This window comes from Umezawaea sp. (assembly GCF_057122925.1).
Genome location: NZ_DBNGPQ010000046.1, coordinates 1 through 21,874 on the forward strand (window position 1 = coordinate 1; position 21,874 = coordinate 21,874).

Annotated in this window: 21 protein-coding genes; 15 read left to right on the plus strand and 6 right to left on the minus strand. The window is 71.5% G+C overall.

What is annotated here, in order from left to right:
* The coding region (locus tag AC156L_RS08550; RefSeq protein WP_484406735.1) for a GNAT family N-acetyltransferase at nucleotides 1–459 on the minus strand (459 nt) is incomplete at its 3' end.
* A gap of 90 nt (nucleotides 460–549) precedes the next feature.
* On the opposite strand from AC156L_RS08550, the gene AC156L_RS08555 reads away from it, so the two are divergent.
* Nucleotides 550–2,304 carry a cellulase family glycosylhydrolase gene (locus AC156L_RS08555; protein WP_330881573.1) on the plus strand — a complete coding sequence of 585 codons (1,755 nt, stop codon included), beginning with the start codon at nucleotides 550–552 and terminating at the stop codon, nucleotides 2,302–2,304.
* Here the strand turns inward: AC156L_RS08555 and AC156L_RS08560 are convergent.
* A complete protein-coding gene (locus AC156L_RS08560; protein WP_330881571.1) occupies nucleotides 2,239–3,180 on the minus strand; it encodes a LysR family transcriptional regulator in 942 nt (313 codons plus the stop codon). The genes AC156L_RS08555 and AC156L_RS08560 overlap by 66 nt on opposite strands.
* A 72-nt stretch (nucleotides 3,181–3,252) precedes the next feature.
* Here AC156L_RS08560 and AC156L_RS08565 point away from each other — a divergent pair, with 72 nt between their 5' ends.
* The 7 genes from AC156L_RS08565 (at nucleotide 3,253) to AC156L_RS08595 (ending at nucleotide 11,377) form a co-directional block, all read left to right on the plus strand.
* A complete protein-coding gene (locus AC156L_RS08565; RefSeq protein ID WP_330881569.1) occupies nucleotides 3,253–3,882 on the plus strand; it encodes a succinate dehydrogenase cytochrome b subunit in 630 nt (209 codons plus the stop codon).
* On the plus strand, nucleotides 3,882–5,765 hold the full coding sequence (locus AC156L_RS08570) for a fumarate reductase/succinate dehydrogenase flavoprotein subunit (RefSeq protein WP_330881567.1): 1,884 nt from the start codon (nucleotides 3,882–3,884) through the stop codon (nucleotides 5,763–5,765). Before AC156L_RS08565 ends, AC156L_RS08570 begins: the two co-directional genes overlap by 1 nt.
* On the plus strand, nucleotides 5,762–6,496 hold the full coding sequence (locus AC156L_RS08575) for a succinate dehydrogenase/fumarate reductase iron-sulfur subunit (protein WP_330881565.1): 735 nt from the start codon (nucleotides 5,762–5,764) through the stop codon (nucleotides 6,494–6,496). The genes AC156L_RS08570 and AC156L_RS08575 overlap by 4 nt, the downstream gene beginning before the upstream one ends.
* A 25-nt stretch (nucleotides 6,497–6,521) precedes the next feature.
* Nucleotides 6,522–7,190, plus strand: a complete 669-nt coding sequence (locus AC156L_RS08580; protein WP_330881563.1) for a hypothetical protein — start codon at nucleotides 6,522–6,524, stop codon at nucleotides 7,188–7,190.
* Between the two features lie 36 nt (nucleotides 7,191–7,226).
* Nucleotides 7,227–9,368, plus strand: a complete 2,142-nt coding sequence (gene ligA, locus AC156L_RS08585) for an NAD-dependent DNA ligase LigA (RefSeq protein WP_330881561.1) — start codon at nucleotides 7,227–7,229, stop codon at nucleotides 9,366–9,368.
* A complete protein-coding gene (locus AC156L_RS08590) occupies nucleotides 9,361–9,855 on the plus strand; it encodes a GNAT family N-acetyltransferase (protein WP_330881559.1) in 495 nt (164 codons plus the stop codon). The genes ligA and AC156L_RS08590 overlap by 8 nt, the downstream gene beginning before the upstream one ends.
* Nucleotides 9,856–10,579: 724 nt before the next feature.
* Nucleotides 10,580–11,377: a hypothetical protein gene (locus AC156L_RS08595; RefSeq protein ID WP_330881557.1), complete on the plus strand. Its 798-nt coding sequence runs from the start codon at nucleotides 10,580–10,582 to the stop codon at nucleotides 11,375–11,377.
* On the opposite strand, the gene AC156L_RS08600 is transcribed toward AC156L_RS08595, so the two are convergent.
* Nucleotides 11,321–11,776 (minus strand): SWIM zinc finger family protein, encoded by a 456-nt coding sequence (locus AC156L_RS08600; protein ID WP_330881555.1) that lies wholly within the window; start codon nucleotides 11,774–11,776, stop codon nucleotides 11,321–11,323. The two genes, AC156L_RS08595 and AC156L_RS08600, sit on opposite strands and share 57 nt — an antisense overlap.
* Nucleotides 11,777–11,972: 196 nt before the next feature.
* Nucleotides 11,973–12,197 (minus strand): hypothetical protein, encoded by a 225-nt coding sequence (locus AC156L_RS08605; protein WP_330881553.1) that lies wholly within the window; start codon nucleotides 12,195–12,197, stop codon nucleotides 11,973–11,975.
* Between the two features lie 137 nt (nucleotides 12,198–12,334).
* Here AC156L_RS08605 and AC156L_RS08610 point away from each other — a divergent pair, with 137 nt between their 5' ends.
* The gene (locus AC156L_RS08610; protein WP_330881551.1) at nucleotides 12,335–13,063 is read left to right on the plus strand and encodes a 3-keto-5-aminohexanoate cleavage protein; all 729 of its coding nucleotides are present in this window, start codon (nucleotides 12,335–12,337) and stop codon (nucleotides 13,061–13,063) included.
* A gap of 289 nt (nucleotides 13,064–13,352) precedes the next feature.
* On the opposite strand, the gene AC156L_RS08615 is transcribed toward AC156L_RS08610, so the two are convergent.
* Both AC156L_RS08615 and AC156L_RS08620 read right to left on the minus strand, forming a co-directional pair.
* Nucleotides 13,353–14,165, minus strand: coding sequence for a MerR family transcriptional regulator (locus tag AC156L_RS08615; RefSeq protein ID WP_330881549.1), 813 nt, complete (start codon nucleotides 14,163–14,165; stop codon nucleotides 13,353–13,355).
* A 37-nt stretch (nucleotides 14,166–14,202) separates the two neighbouring features.
* Nucleotides 14,203–14,856: an ACT domain-containing protein gene (locus tag AC156L_RS08620; protein WP_259625734.1), complete on the minus strand. Its 654-nt coding sequence runs from the start codon at nucleotides 14,854–14,856 to the stop codon at nucleotides 14,203–14,205.
* Nucleotides 14,857–15,118: 262 nt separating this feature from the next.
* On the opposite strand from AC156L_RS08620, the gene gatC reads away from it, so the two are divergent.
* The 6 genes from gatC to AC156L_RS08650 all read left to right on the plus strand — a co-directional run bounded on the left by gatC (nucleotide 15,119) and on the right by AC156L_RS08650 (nucleotide 21,803).
* On the plus strand, nucleotides 15,119–15,418 hold the full coding sequence (gene gatC / locus AC156L_RS08625) for an Asp-tRNA(Asn)/Glu-tRNA(Gln) amidotransferase subunit GatC (RefSeq protein WP_330881548.1): 300 nt from the start codon (nucleotides 15,119–15,121) through the stop codon (nucleotides 15,416–15,418).
* The gene (gene gatA, locus AC156L_RS08630) at nucleotides 15,415–16,926 is read left to right on the plus strand and encodes an Asp-tRNA(Asn)/Glu-tRNA(Gln) amidotransferase subunit GatA (protein WP_330881547.1); all 1,512 of its coding nucleotides are present in this window, start codon (nucleotides 15,415–15,417) and stop codon (nucleotides 16,924–16,926) included. Before gatC ends, gatA begins: the two co-directional genes overlap by 4 nt.
* A gap of 2 nt (nucleotides 16,927–16,928) precedes the next feature.
* On the plus strand, nucleotides 16,929–17,120 hold the full coding sequence (locus tag AC156L_RS08635) for a hypothetical protein (protein ID WP_330881546.1): 192 nt from the start codon (nucleotides 16,929–16,931) through the stop codon (nucleotides 17,118–17,120).
* Nucleotides 17,117–18,619 carry an Asp-tRNA(Asn)/Glu-tRNA(Gln) amidotransferase subunit GatB gene (gene gatB, locus AC156L_RS08640; RefSeq protein ID WP_330881544.1) on the plus strand — a complete coding sequence of 501 codons (1,503 nt, stop codon included), beginning with the start codon at nucleotides 17,117–17,119 and terminating at the stop codon, nucleotides 18,617–18,619. Before AC156L_RS08635 ends, gatB begins: the two co-directional genes overlap by 4 nt.
* Before the next feature lie 298 nt (nucleotides 18,620–18,917).
* A complete protein-coding gene (locus AC156L_RS08645; protein ID WP_330881543.1) occupies nucleotides 18,918–19,073 on the plus strand; it encodes a hypothetical protein in 156 nt (51 codons plus the stop codon).
* Between the two features lie 93 nt (nucleotides 19,074–19,166).
* Nucleotides 19,167–21,803 carry a CHAT domain-containing protein gene (locus AC156L_RS08650; RefSeq protein WP_330881541.1) on the plus strand — a complete coding sequence of 879 codons (2,637 nt, stop codon included), beginning with the start codon at nucleotides 19,167–19,169 and terminating at the stop codon, nucleotides 21,801–21,803.
* Nucleotides 21,804–21,874 lie beyond the last annotated feature (71 nt).

Below are 21,874 nucleotides of genomic sequence, written 5' to 3' on the forward strand. Positions count from 1 at the left end.
CGCCCCGTTGACGGCGCACAACGGCCGCGCCTGGAAGTGCGGCGCCCACTCCTCGACCGGTGGCGTGATGCCGAACTCCGCGGCGAGCCGGAACCCGAAGCGCGAGTAGTAATCCGGACTCCCCAGCAGCACCACCAGCGGCTCGTCCAGCGCGTCGGCGGCCCCCAGCACCGCGTGCACCAAGGCCTTCCCGACCCCCGCCCGCTGGTGCGACGGCAGCACGCTCAACGGCCCCAACCCCAGCGCCGGAGCACCGTCCACAGTGGCCCGCGTGCACACCACGTGCCCCACGACGGCGTCACCCGCCACCGCTACCAGCGACAGCGCCGGGATCCACCCCGCGTCGGCCCGCAGCCGGTCGACCAGCTCGTGCTCCCCGCCGGGACGCGCGGCGAACGCCGCCTCGGTCACCGATCGGATGGCGTCCACGTCACCGGGCACTTCGCGTCGAATCAGCACGGGACCCACCCTAGGTACCGCCCGCCGGAGCACCACCGAATATCCGAACGGCGGATGTGAGTAAGATTCACCTTCCCTACGCTGGCCCGCATGAGGCTGATCGCCCTGCTCCTGGCGGCGCTGCTGGTCCCGGTTCCCACGGCGGGAGCGGCCCAGGACGACACCGCCGTCCACGTCCAGGCGGGCGCGTTCCGCGACGACCGGGGCCGCGAGGTCACCCTCCGCGGCTTCAGCGTCTCCGGCACCGCGAAGCTCGCCGAGAACCGCGGCCTGCCGTTCGCGACCACGGCCGACGCGCGGAGGTCGGCCAGGGCCATGAAGGAGATGACCGGCGCGAACTCGGCCCGGTTCCTGGTCACCTGGGCCTGGGTCGAACCGGAGCCCGGTCGGATCGACCACGCCTACCTCGACCGCGTCACCGAGCAGGTCAGCGCGTTCACCGACGAGGGGATCCTGGTCTACCTGGACTTCCACCAGGACCTCTACTCGCGGTACCTCTTCAACCCCGACAGCTGGTACACCGGCGACGGCGCGCCCGCGTGGGTCGTGCGGGCGGGCGGCTACCCGCGCGAGTCGTGCGGCCTGTGCGTGCACTGGGGCCAGAACATGAAGAGCAACCGGGCCGTCACCGACGCCACGTACGACTTCTGGCACAACCGCGAGATCACCACGGCCGCGGGCCCGGTCCGGATCCGCGACGCCTTCCTCCGCCAGGCGGGGGAGACCCTGCGGCACCTCAGGGCGAACCTGTCCGCGAGCGCGTTCCGGCTGCTGCTCGGCGTCGACCCGATCAACGAGCCCTACGCGGGCCGCTACGACGCCGGCCAGTCGAGCACCGACTGGGAACGCGACCTGCTGTGGCCGTTCTACCAGCGGTTCCGGGCGGTGATGGACGCCGAGGGCTGGGCGGGCAAGGCCGCCTTCGTGGAACCGCTGGTGTTCTGGAACCAGAACGTCGAGTCCTTCGCCGAACCGGGCGGCTTCCCGGCGGTCCAGCACCTCGGCGACCGCTACGCGTTCAACTCCCACTTCTACGACGGCAGGGCGCAGTCCGGAATCCTCAAGCCCGGCAAGGCGAAGGACGGCGAGTACTCGGCGGACTTCCGCCGGATCGCCGACCGGGCCACTGCCCTCGGCACGACGTCGATCGTCTCGGAGTTCGGCCACCCGGTCGCCGGCTACACCTCCGACAAGACGCCGACGATCCTGAAGGCGATCTACCAGTCGCTCGACTCCCGCCTCTCCGGTGCGGACTGGTGGGCCCGCCCCGCCGACTCCGGTCCGGCGCTGTCGGGCAGCCAGTGGCACTGGGACGTCAACCACGGCAGGCACCGCGAGTTGATGAACGACAACCCGAACAAGGTCAAGACCGACGGCGACGCCATGAACGACGAGCACTTCTCCGCCGTGCGGCTGGACGACGCGGGCACCCCGCTGCTCACCGTCGACAGCAGGTTGGTCGACCGGCTCTACCCGCTCGCGGTCGCGGGCGACACCGTCGCGTTCACCTACGAGGACCTGGCCAGGGACGGCTCGACCACGCCGGTCTGGAACCGGGTCCCGGCGACCATGCCCGCCGTGCGGGCCCTGGTCGGCGGCGGCCGGTACGGCGTCCTGGTGTGGCGTTCGACGGGCAGTGCCCCGACCGAGCTGCACCTGCCGCGGACGTTCACGACGACCACCGTGGTGACCGACGCCGACGCGACGACGACGGGGGACCGGCTGCTGCTCACCGCGTCCGACGGCCTGCGCTTCGCGCTGGTCGCGAACACCCCGGCGTCACCCGAGCAGCGCGCCGCGGCCGCGGCCGAGCTTCGCGACTGGGTCGGCCGCACGAACCCCTGACGGCAGTTCCGCACCGCGCAGGAAGCTCAGCAGCACCGAGCGGAACGCCCGCGCCGCACCCGTCGGCGCGACGTCCGTGCGGTGCGCCAGCGCGATGGTCCGCCTGATGCCCGGCGCCGCCAGCGGGGTGCCGTGCAGCAGGGGCCGGGTGGCCAGCACCATGCTCGGCACCAGCGCGACGCCCAGCCCGGCCTCGACGAACCGCAGCACCGCGTCCATCTCGCCGCCCTCCACCGAGAACCGCGGCTCGAACCCGGCCGCGCGGCAGGCGGCGACGGTGGTCTCCCGCAGGTCGTAGCCCTCGCGGAACATCACCACCGGCTCGTCCCTCAGGTCGCTCAACCGCACCCGGTCGCGGCCCAGCGGCCGGGCGGAGGCGACCACCAGTTCCTCCGACAGCACCGGCACGGCGGTGAGCGACAGCCCCGGCGACGCGATGACCAGCGCCAGGTCCAGCGCGCCCGCGGTCAGGTCCCGCTCCAGGTCGCGCGACCCGGACTCGGTCACCAGCAGCCGGATCCCCGGATAGGCGTCGTGGTAGCGCTTCAGCACGTCCGCGAACAGGCTGGCGCACAGGCTCGGCGGCGCGCCGACCCGCACCCGGCCGCTGCGCAGCCCGACCAGCTCGGCCACCTCAAGGTGCGCGGTGTCCACATCGGACAGGATCCGCAGCGCGATCGGCAGCAGCGCCTCACCGGCGGGCGTCAGCGCCACGTTCCCGCGCGCCCGGCTGAACAGCTCGGCCCCCAGCTCCTTCTCCAGCGCCTGGATCTGCTTGCTCAGTGAGGGCTGCGCCACACGGGACTCCTCCGCGGCGCGGGTGAAGTGCCGCGTCCTGGCCACGGCCAGGAAGTACGCGAGCTGCTGGAGCGTCATAGCCCAAGGCTATCGAACCGAGGCTTTCGATGTATTGGACGACTCGTCAAAACCGCGCCTACCGTCGCTGACGTGCACACACTCCGCCTGTACCGGTCGACGGTCGGCAAGAAGGCCGTGATGGCCGTGACCGGCGTCGGGATGCTGCTGTTCGTCGTCGGGCACATGATCGGCAACCTGACGGTGTTCTCCGGACCGGCCGCCATCGACGGCTACGCCCGCTGGCTGCGCGAGATCGGCGTCGTCTGGCCGCTGCGCTTCGGGCTCCTGCTCTGCGTCGGCGCGCACATGGTCGCGGCGGTCCAACTCGCCCGCCGCGCCCGGAGGGCCCGCCCGCGGGGGTACGAGCACGGCCGCCGCCCGCAGAGCTACGCGGCGCGCACGATGCGCTGGGGCGGCGTGATCATCACCCTCTTCGTCGTCTACCACCTGCTCGACCTCACGGCGGGCGTCGCGAACCCCCACGGCGTCCAGGGCGAGGTCTACGACAACCTCGTCGCCGACTTCCAGCTCTGGTACGTCGTCCTGGCGTACGCGGTCGCCGTCCTGGCGCTGGGCCTGCACATCCGCCACGGCGCGTGGAGCGCGTTGCAGAGCCTCGGCGTCACGGCCCCGCGCGGCATCGCGCTCGTCATCGCCTGCGCGATCTGCGCCGGCTACCTGTCCGTCCCCGCGGCAATCGTCCTCGGAGTGGTGAAGTGATGTACACCGAAGGCACCCCCATCGCCGACACCAGGGCTCCCGGCGGCCCCGTCGAGAACCGCTGGGAGCAGCGCAGGCTGTCCGCCCGGCTGGTCAACCCGGCCAACAAGCGCAAGCTGTCCGTGATCGTCGTCGGCACCGGGCTGGCCGGTGCGTCGGCCGCCGCGTCGCTCGGCGAACTCGGCTACCGCGTCACGTCGTTCTGCTACCAGGACAGCCCGCGCCGGGCCCACAGCATCGCCGCGCAGGGCGGCATCAACGCGGCCAAGAACTACCGCAACGACGGCGACAGCGTGCGGCGGCTGTTCCAGGACACGGTGAAGGGCGGCGACTTCCGGTCGCGCGAGTCGAACGTGCACCGGCTGGCCGAGCTGAGCGTGCGGATCATCGACCAGTGCGTCGCGCAGGGCGTGCCGTTCGCCCGCGAGTACGGCGGACTGCTGGACACCCGGTCGTTCGGCGGCGCGCAGGTGTCCCGGACGTTCTACGCGCGCGGCCAGACCGGCCAGCAGCTCCTGCTGGGGGCCTACCAGGCGATGGCGAGGCAGATCGCCGCCGGGACCGTGACCTCGTTCCCCCGCACGGAGATGCTCGACCTGGTGGTGCACGAGGGCCGCGCCCGCGGCGTGGTCGTCCGGGACCTGGTCACCGGCGAGGTGTCCGCGCACACCGCCGACGCCGTCGTGCTCGCGACCGGCGGCTACGGCAACGTGTTCCACCTGTCCACCAACGCCAAGGGTTGCAACACCACCGCGATCTGGCGGGCCCACCGCCGCGGCGCGCTGTTCGCGAACCCCTGCTTCACCCAGATCCACCCGACGTGCATCCCGATCTCCGGCGACCACCAGTCGAAGCTGACGCTGATGAGCGAGTCGCTGCGCAACGACGGCCGGGTGTGGGTGCCGGTGGAGCGGGACGACCCCCGCCCGCCCAACGACATCCCGGAGGCCGAGCGCGACTACTACCTGGAGCGGATGTACCCGAGCTTCGGCAACCTGGTGCCGCGCGACATCGCCTCGCGGGCCGCCAAGAACATCTCCGACGAACGCCGGGGCGTCTACCTGGACTTCGCCGACGCCATCGCGCGACTCGGCCGGGACACCGTGGAAGCCCGCTACGGCAACCTGTTCGAGATGTACCAGCGGATCACCGGCGAGGACCCGTACACCGCGCCGATGCGGATCTACCCGGCCGTGCACTACACGATGGGCGGCCTGTGGGTCGACTACGACCTGCGCAGCACCATCCCCGGCCTGTTCGTCGTCGGCGAGGCCAACTTCTCCGACCACGGCGCGAACCGGCTCGGCGCGAGCGCGCTGATGCAGGGCCTCGCGGACGGCTACTTCGTGCTGCCCAACACGATCGGCGACTACCTGGCCGACGGCCCGTTCGGCCCGTGCACGCCCGACGTGAGCGAGGTCGAGGACCGCGTGGCCGCGCTGCTCGCCGTCCAGGGGGACCGCACCGCCGAGTCGTTCCACCGCGAGCTGGGCAGGCTCATGTGGGACGAGTGCGGCATGGAGCGCGACGAGGCTGGCCTGCGCAAGGCGCTGGAACGGATCCCGGAGCTGCGCGCGGAGTTCTGGCGGCGGGTCAAGGTCCCCGGCACCGGGGAAGCCCTCAACCAGGAGCTGGAGAAGGCCGGACGGGTGGCCGACTTCCTCGAACTGGCCGAGCTGATGTGCGTGGACGCGCTGCACCGCACCGAGTCGTGCGGCGGCCACTTCCGGTCCGAGAGCCAGACCCCGGAGGGCGAGGCGCTGCGCGACGACGAGGCGTTCGCCTACGTGGCCGCGTGGGAGTACACCGGCGGCGAACCCGTGCTGCACAAGGAACAACTGACCTTCGAGCACGTGCGCCCCAGCACGAGGAGCTACAAGTGAAGCTGACCCTGCGGATCTGGCGGCAGTCCGGCCCGACCGGCGCGCTCGTCACCTACCCGGTGGACGACCTGTCGCCCGACATGTCGTTCCTGGAGATGCTGGACGTCCTCAACGAGTCGCTGGTGGTGCGCGGCGAGGAACCCGTCGCGTTCGACCACGACTGCCGCGAGGGCATCTGCGGCATGTGCGGGCTGATGATCAACGGCGTCGCGCACGGCCCGGAGAAGGCCACGACCGCGTGCCAGCTCCACCTCCGGCACTTCTCCGACGGCGACACGATCACCGTGGAACCGTGGCGCGCCAAGCCGTTCCCGGTGCTGCGCGACCTGGTCGTGGACCGCTCAGCCCTGGACCGGATCGTGGAGTCCGGCGGCTACATCAGCGTCCCCACGGGCAGCGCGCCCGACGCCCACGCCACCCCGGTCCCGAAGGAGGCCGCCGACACGGCGTTCACCTCCGCCGCGTGCATCGGCTGCGGCGCCTGCGTGGCCGCCTGCCCGAACGGCTCGGCGATGCTGTTCACGGCCGCCAAGGCCACCCACCTCGGCGCGCTCCCGCAGGGCCAGCCCGAACGCTGGAGCCGCGCGCAGGACATGGTCCAGACCCACGACGACCTGGGCTTCGGCGGCTGCACCAACGCGGGCGAGTGCACCCCGGCGTGCCCGAAGGGCATCCCGCTGACCACGATCGCGCAGCTCAACCGCGACCTGCTGCGTTCCCACCTCCGGTGACGGGCGCACGGGGTTCAATGGGGGCATGAGCTGGTTCCGCCGACGCCGTCCCGAGCCGTTGCCCCCGGTCCACCTGCCGAGCCCCCACGAGGCCGCGGTGGCGTTCTGGCGGGGCTGGTTCGACCTGCTGCCGACGGTCAGCGCGGCCATCGGCGACGGCGAGCCGCACCGGGTCGAGAACGAGCTGTGCGAGCTGGTCGCCGCCGTCCACCCCGACCTGCACTTCTCCCTGGAACGCGGCCACCGGGCGATCTACGCGCTGGTCGTGAGCGGCCAGGAGGACCCGCGGCTGCGCCCGTACACCGACGCGTGGATCGAGGCCGCGCCGCCGGAGGACATGATCTGGGAGTACCACGACTCGGTCCCGCCGGTGCCCGACCCGACCGGGGTCACGGTGAACCTCGCGGGCCACCACCTCCGCCTCGGCGACTTCCGGATCGTCGCGCAGGTGACCGACGGCGCGGTCGACGTGGCCGTCTACCACCCGGAGCTGGCCGAGCTGGAGGAGGAGGCCCGCAGGGCGATGACGTTCCTCCCCCTGGACGTCACGCTCGGTGAGCGCCTGGCGGGGGAGTGGCTCGGACGGGTGGAAACGGCCGCGCAGGAGCCGTCGGACACCATCGACCTCCTGGAACTGCGGGAACTCGTCCGCTCACTGGCCCGTGTGGACGAACCGCCCCTCCCGGAGTCGTAGCCCGGAATTGTCGGACCCCCTCGTTACGCTCCACCCGTGACCAGCAACGAGGATCTCAACCCCACCTCAGCGACCGCCGAGGGCGTCGAGGACGTGCCCACCGAGTCGCGTGAGCGCCACGCCGCCCTGGCGGAGGAACTGCTGGGCCACCAGTTCCGCTACTACGTGCTCGACTCGCCGACGGTGACCGACGGCGAGTTCGACGCGCTGCTCAAGGAGCTGGAGGCCCTGGAGGCGGCGCACCCGTCCCTGGTCACCCCCGAGTCGCCGTCGCAGCGCGTCGGCGGCACGTTCTCCACCGAGTTCACCGCGGTCGACCACCTCGAACGCATGCTCAGCCTCGACAACGTGTTCGACCTGGAGGAGCTGCGCGGCTGGTTCGAGCGCATCGAGAAGGCGTTCAGCGGCGAGACGCACTACCTGTGCGAGCTGAAGATCGACGGGCTCGCCATCAACCTGCTCTACCGCGACGGCAGGCTCGTGCGGGCCCTGACCAGGGGCGACGGCCGCACCGGTGAGGACGTCACGCTGAACGTCCGCACGATGGCCTGCGTGCCGCAGCGGCTGACGGGCACCGCCGAGTACCCCGTGCCCGCGCTGGTCGAGGTGCGCGGCGAGGTGTTCATGCCCGTCGAGGGCTTCACGGAGCTGAACGCGAAGCTGGTCGAGGCGGGCAAACCGCCGTACGCGAACCCCCGCAACACCGCGGCGGGCTCGTTGCGGCAGAAGGACCCCAAGATCACCGCGAGCAGGCCGCTGGGGCTGATCTGCCACGGCATCGGCAAGCGCGAGGGCTTCGAGCCCAGCAGGCAGTCCGAGTCGTACGAGGCGCTCAGGGCGTGGGGCCTGCCCGTGTCGACGCACACCGTGGTCCTCGACTCGTTCGAGGAGGTCGCCAAGCACGTCGAGCACTGGGGCACCCACCGCCACGACGCCGAGCACGAGATCGACGGCATCGTCATCAAGGTCGACGAGGTCTCGCTCCAGCGCCGCCTCGGCACCACCTCCCGCGCCCCGAGGTGGGCCATCGCCTTCAAGTACCCGCCGGAGGAGGCGACCACCACGCTGCTGGACATCCAGGTGCAGGTGGGCCGCACCGGCCGCGTCACCCCGTACGCCGTGATGGAGCCGGTGAAGGTGGCGGGCTCGACGGTCGCCAGGGCCACCCTCCACAACGCCAGCGAGGTCGAGCGCAAGGGCGTCTGGATCGGCGACCGCATCGTCATCCGCAAGGCGGGCGACGTCATCCCCGAGGTGCTGGGCCCGGTCATCGACGTCCGCCCGCCCGACGCTCACCCGTTCGTGATGCCCCTGGCGTGCCCCGAGTGCGGCTGGCAGTTGCGCCCCATGAAGGAGGGCGACGTCGACATCCGCTGCCCCAACGCCCAGGCGTGCCCCGGCCAGCTCCGCGAGCGCCTGGCGTACCTGGGCAGCCGTTCGGCCCTGGACATCGAGGTGCTGGGCTACGAGGCGGCCGTCGCCCTCGCCGATTCGGACGCCTACGGCGACGAGGGCGACCTCTTCACCCTGGACGCGGACAAGCTGCTGGAGGTGGACCTGTTCCGCACCATGCAGGGCACCCTCAACGCCAACGCGCAGAAGCTGCTCGACAACCTGGAGACCGCCAAGCAGCGTCCACTGTGGAGAATCATCGTCTCCCTCTCGATCCGCCACGTGGGCCCGACGGCGTCCCGCGCCCTGGCCAGGGAGTTCGGCTCCATCGAGCGCATGACCACCGCGTCCGAGGACGAGTTGGCGTCCGCCGAGGGCGTCGGCCCGACCATCGCCCTGGCCGTCCGCGAGTGGGCGGAAACCGAGTGGCGCCAGGAGGTCGTCCGCAAGTGGCGGGCCGCTGGCGTCCGCATGGAGGAGGCCAGGGACACCAGCGTCCCCCGCAACCTGGAGGGCTTGTCCATCGTCGTCACCGGTTCCCTGGAGTCCTTCTCCAGGGACGAGGCGAAGGAGGCCATCCTCTCCAGGGGCGGCAAGGCAGCGGGCGCGGTCTCGAAGAAGACGGCGTTCGTCGTGGTCGGCGACGCCCCCGGCTCCAAGTACGACAAGGCCGTCCAGCTCAAGGTCCCGGTGCTGGACGAGAACGGCTTCCGCACCCTCCTCGCCGAGGGCCCGGCGGCGGCCACCGAACAGGCCACCATCGGTGCGGAGGCTGAGGATGAGTGACGTCACCGTCCGCCAGGCCACCCCGGACGAGTGGGAGGCGGTGGCCCGCATCACCGTCGCCGCCTACCTGGCGGACAACCACATCGACTCCCACACCGGCGGCTACGCGGACCAGTTGGCCAACGCCGCCGCCCGTGCCAGGGAAGCCGAACTCCTGGTGGCCGTCGCCGACAACGAGGTCGTGGGCACGGTGACCGTGGTCCAGCCCAACAGCCCGTGGTCAGAGATCTCCCGCGAGGGCGAACTGGAATTCCGCATGCTCGCGGTGGCCCCGGAAGCCAGGGGCAGGGGCATCGGCGAACTCCTCGTGCGAGCGGTGCTGGCCAAGGCCAAGGAACAGGGCGCCCACCACCTGGTGCTCAGCAGCTCAGAACACATGAAACCAGCCCACCGCCTCTACACCCGCCAGGGCTTCACCCGCCTACCAGCCCGCGACTGGCAACCACGCCCAGACCTGACCATCCACGCCTTCATCCTCGAACTCTGACGAGGACGAGACGCGACCTCCGGTGAGGTGGTGGGTGGGCGAGAGGCCGGGCCGGGGGGGTGGGGTCGGGAAAGTCTGGGCTGGCGGGGTGGAGTCGGAAAGTCTGGGCTGGCGGGGTGGAGTCGGAAGGGCTGGGGGCGAATTCCGGGCAGGCCGGGGCAGCTGAGCGAGGCGACCTTCAGACCAGCCCAACCCGGACCAACCCAGGTCGGCCCAACCCAATCCGGACCAGGCCAACCCGGCCCAACCTGGATCAGCCCAACTCGAACCGGCCAATCCGGACCAACTCGGACCGGCCCGGACCAAACCAACCCAGGTCAATCCAAACCAACCCAGGTCGGCCCAACCTGGCCAGGTTGGCCGAACCTGGGTTGGCTCAGCCTCCAACCAATCTGGGCCGAACCAACCTGATCGGCGGCGCGAAGTGTGATCGCCTCACCGCCCATCAGTGTCTTGACCAGCAAAAGCAAGGACGCTGCCCTGAACCGTGGCCGATTTTACTCGGAGGATTTGACCCTTACCCTCGTTGATCGGGCAGGTTGCTACCACCTGCCCTTTAGCCCGATCAAAGGGTCAAATCGAGGGGTCCCCGAGTCAAATCGGCCACACCACAACGGCAGCCGCGCCTACCGCGCACCCCCACCCGCACCAGCCCCGCCCGTAGATCAATCAGTCCCCAATCTCCTTGCGGGGACACAACATCCCCCCTCTCTAAGATCCCCACGTGATCTGCTTCGAGACTGATCAGCTGACCGGTCTGCACCGCTTCGCCTACCTCCCCGGCGAGGACCTCCCCCTGGACGACCCCTGGCCAGGTCTCTTCGACGAGTGGACCGACAACGGCGTCCTCCTGAACCGCACCCCGATGACCGAGTACGCCGTCAACAACGTCAACTGCGAGGAGGTGGCGGTCTACCTGGGCCTCCTCTGGCGCCTCACCGAAGGCGGCAACAGGTTCGCCATCCCCGCCTACTACCGGGACGAGGCGACGCGGCTCACCGGGCAGGACCCGGCCTTCGTCGACTGGGAGTACAACGTCGAGGCGACCGCTCCCGACGTGGTGGCCAGGGACCAGGGCTTCGTCCCGGCCAGGGCGTGCGTCCCCTTCCGCCCGGAACCCACCCCGTGGCAACTGGAGCACGCCGCGCGGGCCGGCCTGTTCGCCCTCACCTCGCCCACCGACCTGATCGCCATGCTCCGCGCCACCATCGGCGACGCGACGGCGGAGGTCACGGTCTTCGCCGTCCAGGACCACGAACGACTGCTGGCGGGCCTGCGAAGCCCCGACAGACCCAGCCTGGCCGACCTGCTCCAGCCGGGTGACGTCTTCGCCGACCTGACGATCGGCGTGGACGAGCCCTACTCCGACTCCCTCATCGTCGTGGCCCACGAGGACCTGACCCCGAGGGTCACCGAGGTCGTCCTGCACGCCGAACGCCGGATCGCCGAGTACGAGCCGGCGGGACTAGCGGACATGTCCGCGTTCCTCGACGCCATGGGCAGGCTCAGCGGGTTCGCCTGAGTCGTAGATCAGCTCGTACAGCGACCGGTCGCGCCCCGCCTGGTGGTAGAGCAGCTCCACCAGCCGCTCGTGGTCCAGCGTCCGCAGGTGCGACCTCAGCTCCACGTCCTCGGCGTCGGCGGGAGGCACCTCGTGCCCGCGGTCCAGCAGCACCAACCCGACCGCCACGAGGTGCTTGCAGAAGAACCCCTGCTCCCCGTACGGGCACGAGCACTCGCCCGCCAGCTGCCCGTCCCGCCAGGCCAGCTCCACCGAGTACGAATCGGCCCCGTCGACCCGCGCCGCGACGTGCCTGCGCAGCACCCGCAGTTCGACCACCGAGTCGCGGTAGCCCAGTCCGCGCCAGAACGACTTGGCGCCCGCTTTGTGCTGAAGCATCTCGGTGGTGAGCGTCGGCATGATCGTATTCAACTACGAGCTGACATTTCACCCACAAGGATGGTGTTCCTAACCCGTCACCGACCGGCGGGGGAGCACCGGTCGGTGACGGCGGGAAGAACACCGGCCGGCGACGGCGGGAGAGCACCGGTCGATGACAGCGGGAGAGCACCGCCGGCGACGGCGGAGAGCACCGACCGGTGACGCGGACCGCGCCTCAGCCGGAGTTCTTCTCCAGGTCCAGCAACGTCACCGCTGCCCGGAAGTACTTGTTCGTGCCCAGGTCCCGCACCGTCTTGATGTTGAACGCCGCCTTCAACTTCTCCGCGTCGCCCTCGCTGACCCCGGACAGCGCCGCCACCGGCGCGTCGAGGATGTCGGTGAGCGGCAGGTTCTCGTACGCCTTGTCCAGCAGCGAGTCGAGGTTGACCGAAACAGCCATGATCGCGTCCTCCTGGTACCCGAAGGGGATCGTGCGCGCCGATTGTCACCGCCCCGCGCCGAACCCGCAGCGCGTGATGACGCGAGGGCCGCCCTGCGGCCTGGTGACCGGGAACCGCCTGTGGTTACGTGGATCGCGTGCTGCAAGCCTGCCTGAACGGCGCTCGCCCGCTCGGAAGCCACCCGGCCCTGCCGGTCTCACCGGCCCAACTCGCGGCGGACGCCGCGAAGGTCGCGGAGCTGGGTGTCACGGCGCTGCACCTGCACCCTCGCGACCTGGTCGGGCTGGAGGTCCTCGCCGGGCCGGAGGTGGCGACGACGGTGTCCGTGGTCCGCGCCGCCGTTCCCGGCGTGGAGATCGGGGTGGCCACGGGAGCGTGGATCCGGCCCGACCCGGTCCGGCGGGCCGAGCTGGTGGCGGGCTGGGCGGGGCTGGCGGCGGGGCGGCCGGACGTCGCCTCGGTCACCGTGCACGAGGACGGCTGGTCGGAGGTGTGCGCCGCGCTGCACCAGGCCGGGATCGGGATCGAACTGGGCGTCTTCCACGGGGAGGCCGCGCGGGCGCTGGCCGCCGCGGGCCCGCCGCCCGGCACCAGGCGGGTCTCGGCCGGGGTCCGTCCGGGACCCGACCCGATCCCACGAGCCGAGGCGCTGCTGAGCGTCCTGGAACCGCTGGGCCTACCGGTGCTGCTGCACGGCGAGGACGACACGGCCTGGCCCGTCCTCGGCCACGCGGGCCGCCTGGAACTCGACACCCGCATCGGCCTGGAGGACACCCTCCACCTGCCCGACGGGACCCCGGCCAGGGACAACGCGGCCCTGGTCACCCTCGCCCGCCGCACCCTCCGCAACCTGGGCGTTCGCTGACGAGATCCGACGCCCCCACGGGCCAGGGCGCCCGACGTCCTCCGCAAACCGGCACCGGCTACCGCGACGAGACCGCCCAGCCACCCGCCACCGAGCCACGACCACCCCGCCACCGAGCCACGACCACCCCGCCACGCGACACCCGCCACCGCGGCACGACCGCTCCGCCACCCGTCTACCGAGCCACGAGCGTCTGCCACCCCCTACCGCGACGAGACCGCTCCGCCGCCCGCTCCCGCGACGAGACCGCCCCGCCACCGCTACCGAGCCGAGACCGCCCCGCCACCCGCTACCGAGCCGAGATCGGTTCCTGCAACTCCGTCACCCACTGGCCGCGGTCGTCGGGGCACTCCAGGTACAGCTCCCGCGAGTACCCCGTGGACCGGTACCCGTGGTCGTCGATCCACCGCCCCAGAGCCTGCCCCGTCGGCATCACGTCGTCCATCGAGCCGCGGTGCACGATCGTCGCCGCCCGCTCCAACCCCGGCAGGTCGACCACCTCGAAGTCCCCGGCACCGGGAGCGCACGAGACGGTGACCCCGGCGTGCACCACGACCCCGTCGGGCGCGTCCTCGTAGTACGCGACGCTCGGCCCGCTCGGCACGACCCCCGCGGCCCCCAGCCTGCGGTGCAGCTCCCGGTACAGCGGCTGGATCACCGGCCCGACGTCCTCCGGGCCGAAGCTCGCCGCCAGACCGCTCAGTTCGGCCAGCCGGACGGCCGGAACGCTCTTCACCACCACGTCGTCGGAAGGCATGAGCCCCTCCCTCTCGATAGTCCGGAGCCTCGCCTCGACCCCCACCAGCCTGGCCTGGTCCGCGACGATCGACGCCGCCAGCTCGGCCTGCCGCAACCGGAGCATCCCGCGCAGCGCCTCGACGCCGACCTTCTCGTCGAGGATCTCCCCGACCTGGACGAGCGTGAACCCGAGGTCCTTGAGCGCGATGATCCGGTTGAGCCTGGCGAGCTGCGAACCCTCGTACGTGCGGTAGCCGGTGAACCGGTCGACGTGCGCGGGCGTGAGCAGGCCCGTCTCGTCGTAGTGGCGGAGCATGCGCACCGACACACGACCGTGCTTGGCGAAGTCCCCGATGCTGAACACAACACCCCCGAGTCAACGGCCTCACACGGTGTCAGGGTCAATCCGGCAGCACGACCGCCACGATCCCGGCGAGGTGGGCGAGCCGCGCGACCTCGGCGGCGCGGAACATCGGACCGCCGGGACGGCCGACGAGCAGCACGCGGTCCGGCTTGCCCAGCGGCGTGGCGGCCAGTTCGGTGCCCAGCTCCTGCCACGTCTCGGGGACCCAGTCCTCCTCGCCGTCGAGCACGGTCGCGCGCTGGAGCGGGAACCACGGCGGGTTCGTCATGCGGGTCTCCGGGGCCGCCGAGCTGGCGGTGATCCGGTGGACGCCCTTGGCGTCGTGGCCGAGCACGACCGCCCAGCCCGCACGGATGATCTTCGGGACGCCCTCGGTGAAGACGGCGAGGCCCTTCGCGGGCTCCTCGGCCACCTCCTCCACCAGCTCCAGCTCGCGGTGCGTGTCCAGCACGCCCGCGTACGGGCGCACCGCGTCGACCTCGACACCCTCGATGGACTCGGCCGCGGTGATGAGCACGTCGGGGAGGCGGCCGGAGGGCAGTTCGACCACGAGGTCGTCGATCGCCACACCGCCGCCGCGTTCCACCACGTCCACGCTGAGGATGTCTGCCCCGATCTCGCCGAGCGCCGAAGCGACCGCGCCGAGCGTGCCGGGACGGTCCGGGAGTTGAACCCGGATCAGGAAGGACACGGTGAACGCCTCCATGCTCATGCGCGGGAGATGATCACCCGAGCGGTTTCGGTGAGCGGTACGCGCCACGTGCCGTTACCGCCGACCGGTGATTCTCGCAGACGAACTATCGCTTTCCGACTCTCCTCCGACAGTTGCGCTCCGGTAAAATCGCGCACCGCCCGATCGGCCGCCCCCGGCAACCCGGTCGGAGCCGGTGCTGACCTCGCCATAGACTCGTGTAGTCCAAAAATCCGACTACCGACCCACGGGGGTTGACGAGGTGCCCAGCATCTCCCGCGACGAGGTCGCGCACCTGGCCAAGCTGGCCAGGCTGGCCGTCACCGACGACGAGCTCGACCTGTTCGCCGGTCAGCTCGACGTCATCCTGCAGTCGGTGTCCGCGGTGGGCGACATCGCCACCGCCGACATCCCGCCGACGTCGCACGCCGTTCCGCTGACCAACGTGTTCCGCGAGGACGTGGTGCGCCCGAGCCTCGGCCAGGCCAAGACGCTCGCGGGCGCCCCCGCCGCCGAGGACGGCCGCTTCCGCGTGCCCCGAATCTTGGGTGAGGAAGCATGAGCCTGATCCGCAGCACGGCCGCCGAGCTGGCCGCCAAGATCCACGGTGGCGAGGTGTCGGCGGTCGAGGTCGCCCAGGCGCACCTCGACCGCATCGCCTCGGTCGACAAGGGGATCAACGCGTTCCTGCACGTCGACGCCGAGGGCGCTCTCGCCGCCGCGAAGGAGGTCGACGACGACGTCGCCGCGGGCCGACCGGTGGCGTCCCCGCTGGCGGGCGTCCCGCTGGCGCTCAAGGACGTGCTCGTCGCCGAGGGCATGCCGACCACGTGCGGGTCGAAGATCCTGGAGGGCTGGCACTCGCCGTACGACTCGACGGTGACCCGCAAGCTCCGCGCCGCGGGCGTCGTCATCCTCGGCAAGACCAACATGGACGAGTTCGCGATGGGCTCCTCCACCGAGAACTCCGCCTACGGCCCGACCCGCAACCCGTGGGACACCGACCGGATCCCCGGCGGCTCGGGCGGCGGCTCCTCCGCGGCGCTGGCCGCGTTCGAGGCGCCGCTGGCCATCGGCACCGACACCGGCGGCTCCATCCGCCAGCCGGGCGCGGTGACCGGCACGGTCGGCGTGAAGCCGACCTACGGCTCGGTGTCCCGCTACGGCCTGGTCGCGTTCTCCTCGTCGCTGGACCAGGCCGGGCCGTGCGCCCGCACGGTCCTCGACACGGCGCTGCTGCACGAGGTCATCGCGGGCTACGACCACATGGACTCCACGTCCATCGACGCCCCGGTGCCCCCGGTCGTGGCCGCGGCCCTCGAAGGCGCGTCCGGCGACCTGTCCGGCGTCCGCGTCGGCGTCGTCGCGCAGTTCAGCGGCGACGGCTACCAGCCGGGTGTGCTGGCGTCGTTCGAGGCGGCCGTCGAGCAGCTCCGGCAGCTCGGCGCGGAGGTCGTCCAGGTCTCCTGCCCCAGCTTCGACTACGCGCTGCCCGCGTACTACCTCATCGCGCCCAGCGAGGCCTCGTCCAACCTGGCCCGCTTCGACGCGATGCGGTACGGCCTGCGGGTCGGCGACGACGGCACGCACGGCGCGGAGGAGGTTATGTCGCTGACCCGCGAAGCGGGCTTCGGCGCGGAGGTCAAGCGCCGCATCATGATCGGCACGTACGCGCTGTCGTCCGGCTACTACGACGCCTACTACGGCTCGGCGCAGAAGGTCCGCACGCTCATCTCGCGGGACTTCGACGCCGCGTTCGCGACCGTCGACGTGCTGGTGTCGCCGACCACGCCCACCACGGCGTTCAAGATCGGCGAGCGCTCCGGCGACCCGATGGCCATGTACAAGGCCGACCTCTGCACCATCCCGTCGAACCTGGCGGGCAACGCGGCGATGAACGTCCCGAGTGGACTTTCCGCCGACGACGGGCTGCCCGTCGGTCTCCAGATCATGGCTCCGCCGCTCCAGGACCACCGCATGTACCGGGTCGCCGCCGCCTACGAGGTCGCCCGCGACGCGGCCCAGGGCGGTCCGCTCATCCAGCGCGTCCCGCAGTTGGAAGGGATCTGACCATGAGGAAAGCCCGAGGGCTCTTCGGCCTGCTCGGCGCGGCCGCCGCCGCCGCGAGCGCGTTCTCCACCCTGCGCACCGCCAGGGGTGAGAAGGACAAGCTGGCGCTCGCGAACGCGGTGGCCAGCGTCGTCGTGGCCATCACCGGCGCGGCGCTGACCGTGCGCGGGTTCCGGAAGGACGGGAAAGCGTGACGAGCGTGGCTGACCTGATGGACTACGCCGAGGTCGTCGAGCGCTTCGACCCGGTGCTGGGCTTGGAGGTGCACGTCGAGCTGCACACCAGGACCAAGATGTTCTGCGGCTGCGCCAACGAGTTCGGCGGCGAGCCGAACACGCACGTGTGCCCCGTCTGCCTCGCCGCGCCCGGCGCGCTGCCGGTCGTCAACGGCGTCGCGGTCGAGTCGGCGATCCGGATCGGTCTCGCGCTCAACTGCGAGATCGCCGAGTGGTGCCGCTTCGCGCGGAAGAACTACTTCTACCCGGACATGCCGAAGAACTTCCAGACGTCCCAGTACGACGAGCCGATCGCGTTCAACGGCTACCTCGACGTGACGCTGGACGACGGTGAGATCTTCCGCGTGGAGATCGAGCGCGCGCACATGGAGGAGGACACCGGCAAGTCGCTGCACGTCGGCGGCACGGCCGGTCGCATCCACGGCGCCGAGCACTCCCTGCTCGACTACAACCGCGCGGGCGTGCCGCTGATCGAGATCGTCACGAAGATGATCCCCGGCACCGGCGAGCGCGCACCCGAGGTGGCCCGCGCGTACGTCAGCGCGCTGCGCGACCTGCTCAAGGCGCTCGACGTGTCCGACGTCCGGATGGACCAGGGCTCGCTGCGCTGCGACGCGAACGTCTCCCTGAGCCCCAAGGACTCCGGAGTGCTCGGCACCCGCACGGAGACGAAGAACGTCAACTCGCTGCGCAGCGTCGAGCGGGCCGTGCGCTTCGAGATGACCCGCCAGGCGGCGATCCTCGCCGAGGGCGGCGAGATCGTGCAGGAGACGCGGCACTTCGAGGAGGCCTCCGGCACGACCCGCGCGGGCCGTCGCAAGGAGACCGCCGAGGACTACCGGTACTTCCCGGAGCCCGACCTCGTCCCGATCGCGCCGTCGCGCGAGTGGGTCGAGGAGCTGCGCCTCACGCTGCCGGAGATGCCCGCGCAGCGGCGCAAGCGCATCCAGACCGAGTGGAAGCTCACCGACGCCGAGCTGCGCGACCTGGTCAACGCGGACGCCGTCGACCTCGTCGCGGCCACCGTCGAGGCGGGCGCGACGTCCGTCGAGGCGCGGTCGTGGTGGGTGTCGTACCTGATGCAGCAGGCCAACACCCGCGGCGTGGAGCTCGGCGCGCTGCCGATCACCCCGGCGCAGGTGGCGAAGGTGGTCGCGCTGGTCAACTCCGGTGCGCTGACCAACAAGCTCGCCCGCGAGGTCGTCATCGGCGTCCTCGACGGCGAGGGTGAGCCGGAGCAGGTCGTCGAGGCCCGCGGGCTGAAGGTCGTCTCGGACGACTCGGCCCTGGAGAAGGCCGTCGACGAGGCCCTGGCCGCGCAGCCGGACGTGGCGGACAAGATCCGCGACGGCAAGGTGGCCGCCGCGGGTGCGATCGTCGGTGCGGTCATGAAGGCCACGAAGGGCCAGGCCGACGCCAAGCGGGTGCGCGAACTCGTGATCTCCCGCTGTTCCTAGGTATTCCACGTCGGAGGCGTTGTCCAGTCCGCTTTATGCGGTCGGGCAACGCCTCCGTTGTGTTATCCCCTTGCTCCGATCGGGTGGTCCAAAGTCTCTTTGATGGGCCGTAAACCCTGGTCAGCGATGATCTGAGTCATATTTTCGGTCGCAATGGGTGAAAATACTCATCGAAGACGCGTCCATCTGTGTCAGGCTTGACCCGTTCGCCAAGCCGGGGGGCTTGGGAATGATCATGAATAAACCGGATCAGGTAACCGACCCGAACGGGTCGCCTGTTGTTAGGGGAGAACAACTCATGGCTGAAACCGACCCGAAGCTCATCGAGGAGATCGACGCGATCGTGCCGGACGAGAACGGGACGGCGCCTGACCAGTCGCCGAAGGACCCCGCTCCCGTGGTGCCGAACGGCGGCCCGTACGAGACCCAGACCGAGCCGCAGCCCGCGAACTAGCGACTCCGGAGGCCGGATGCCGCTGGCGGACGGGTGTACCCCGATCAGCCTGCGGTGTCCGGCTTTCGTTTGTGCTCTGATATGACGGTGGCTGTGTCGATCCGCGTTGCGTCGTCACGCGGTGCGTCCCGTGTCGATCCCGCTGGTGCCGTCGAACGCGCGCGTGAGTTCCACCGCCGCGCTCGGAAGGCCGCCGTCGCCAAGCGCTACCTCGACGGGGCGCGCCTGCTCGAACGGGGACTCGCGGTCCTCGAAGCGCCCGACGTCGACCCGGACCAGCGCCTGGAGCTGCGCACCAGGCAGCTCGTCACGCTGTCCTTCTGCCTGGCCGAGACCGGCAGCCTCGACGACGGCCTGACGCTCCTCGCCTCCGCCCGCCACGACCTGACCGCGTTGTCGGACCAGCGGTTGCGCGACGAGCTCTACGGACTGGTCGACTCCAACCACGGCGTCCTGCTGTGCCGCGTGGGGCGGATCGAGGAGGGCATCTACCACCTCGACCTGCACATCGCCTACCAGGAACGCCGCGTGGCCGAGCACGCCGACGACCTGAAGCCGCGCGTCGAGTCGCTCATCATCTCCTTGTCCAACCGGGGGAACGCCTACGGCGAGGTGCACCGGACCGCGCAGGCCACGGCGGACCTCGACCGGGTCGTCGCGCTCGCGAAGAGCCACGACCTCCCCGTCCGCGCCGCCATCGCGACCCACGCGCTCGGCAACGTGCTCCAGCGAGCGGGTGACCTGCCCGCGGCCCTCCAGCGCTACGAGGAGGCCAACCGGGTCTACCAGGAGCTGGAGCCGGGGATGCTGCTCCGGCTGCGGATCGACCAGGCTGAGGCCCTGATCAGCGCGGGTCTCGTCGACGAGGCCGGGCGCCACCTCGACGAGGTGCTGCCGGAGCTGCGCAGGCAGCGCATCGGCCAGGACATCGCCGAGGCCGAGCTGCTCCGCGCCGCCGCGGCCCTGCTCGACGGCGAACTCCGCACGGCCAAGCGGATGGCGAACTCGGCGCAGCGCAAGCTGGCCCGGCGCGGCAGCCCGGCGTGGGCGGCGGTCGCGGGGCTGATCGCGCTGCGCGCGGACGTGCTCCGCGCCCTCGACAGCCGCCGACCGTCGGGGCGGGTCGTCGACCGCGCGCTCGAACTCGCCGAACGGCTCTCCGCCCTGAAGCTGCCCGACCAGGCCACCGTCGCGCAGGCCCTCGCCGCGCGCCTGGAGGTGCGCCGCGGCAACACCGACCGCGCCGCCGAACTGCTGCGCTCGGTGCCGCGCGTCCGCCGCACCAGCACGATCGACCAGCGGATGCTCGTGCGCCTGTCCAGGGCCGAACTGGCGCTGGCCACCGGCAACCGCCGCGTCGCGCTGGCGCAGGCCAAGGCAGGGCTGGCCGAACTCGGCCGGATGCGCGACCAGATGGGCGGCCTGGAGCTGGTGTCCGGCACCGCGCTGCACGGCCGTGAGCTGGGCGAGCTGGCGGTGCGGCTGGTGCTGGACGGCGCGGGCTCCGCCGCCTCGGCCAAGCGCCTGTTCACCTGGCTGGAGCGCACCCGCGCCCAGATGTACCGCTACCAGCCGGTCGAGTCCACGGTGGACGCCGAACTGGTCGAGAGCATCGCCGAGGTCCGCCAGCTCAGCCGCGCGCTGCTCCGCGCCCGCCTCGACGGCCACCCGACCTCCACCCTGGAGGCCCGCTACGCCACCAGCCAGCGCGACGCGATGCGCCTGGGCTGGAGCGCCAGCCCGTGGGGCAAGGCCCGCCCGGTCGCGGACCTGCGGGCCGTCCAGGCCGAGCTGGGCGACCGCGCGATGATCAGCTTCGCGACGTCCGACGACGACCTGGTCGCCGTCGTCGTGGCGGGCGGGAGGGTCCGGATGGTCCGCCTCGGCTCCGCGCCCGCCGCCACCGAGGCCGCGCTGCGCCTGCACGCCGACCTCAACGCCCTGGCCCCCGACTACCTCCCCGCCGCGCTGGCCGACGTCATCGCCACGTCCGCCCGCCGCCAGGCCGACCTCCTCGACCGGCAGCTCCTCCAGCCCCTCGCCGACCTGCTCGGCGACCGCGAACTCGTCATCGTCCCCACCGGCGCCCTGTACGTGGTGCCGTGGGGCGTGCTCGGCCAGTGCAAGTCCCGCCCCACCACCGTCGTCCCCTCCGCCACCGCGTGGCTCGCCACCAGCCAGGCAGGGCCCGACTCGACGTCGGGCGTCCTCCTGGTCCGCGGCCCCGGCCTCCAGGCCGCCGAGGGCGAGATCGACAAGCTGGCCGGCTACCACGCCGACGCCACCTCGCTGGGCGGCACCGAGGCCAGGGTCGGCCCGGTGCTCGACGCGCTGGACGGCGTCTCGCTCGCCCACATCGCCGCGCACGGTGAGCACGAACCCGAGAACGCCCTGTTCTCCCGCCTGGAACTCGCCGACGGCGCCCTCTTCGCGCACGAGGTGGGCCGCGTCAGGCGACCGCCGAAGCAGGTCGTGCTGGCCGCGTGCGAGCTGGCCCTCAACCGCATCCGGCCGGGTGACGAGGCGCTGGGGTTCGCGGGGGCGATGCTCGCCAGCGGCGCGCACACCGTGATCGCGGCCAGCAGCCGCGTGGGCGACGAGCCCGCGGCGGCCGCCATGGGCGACTACCACCGCGGCCTGTCGTCGGGGGCGTCCCCGGCCGTGGCGCTCGCCGACGCCATCGCGATCGACCCGCTGCGGCGGCCGTTCGTGTGCCTGGGGTCGGGCTGATATGGGTTGCGGGTTCCAGAACTCGTCACCCCCGGCGCGCGGACCGGCCGCCGGGCGCACGCCGTGCACCC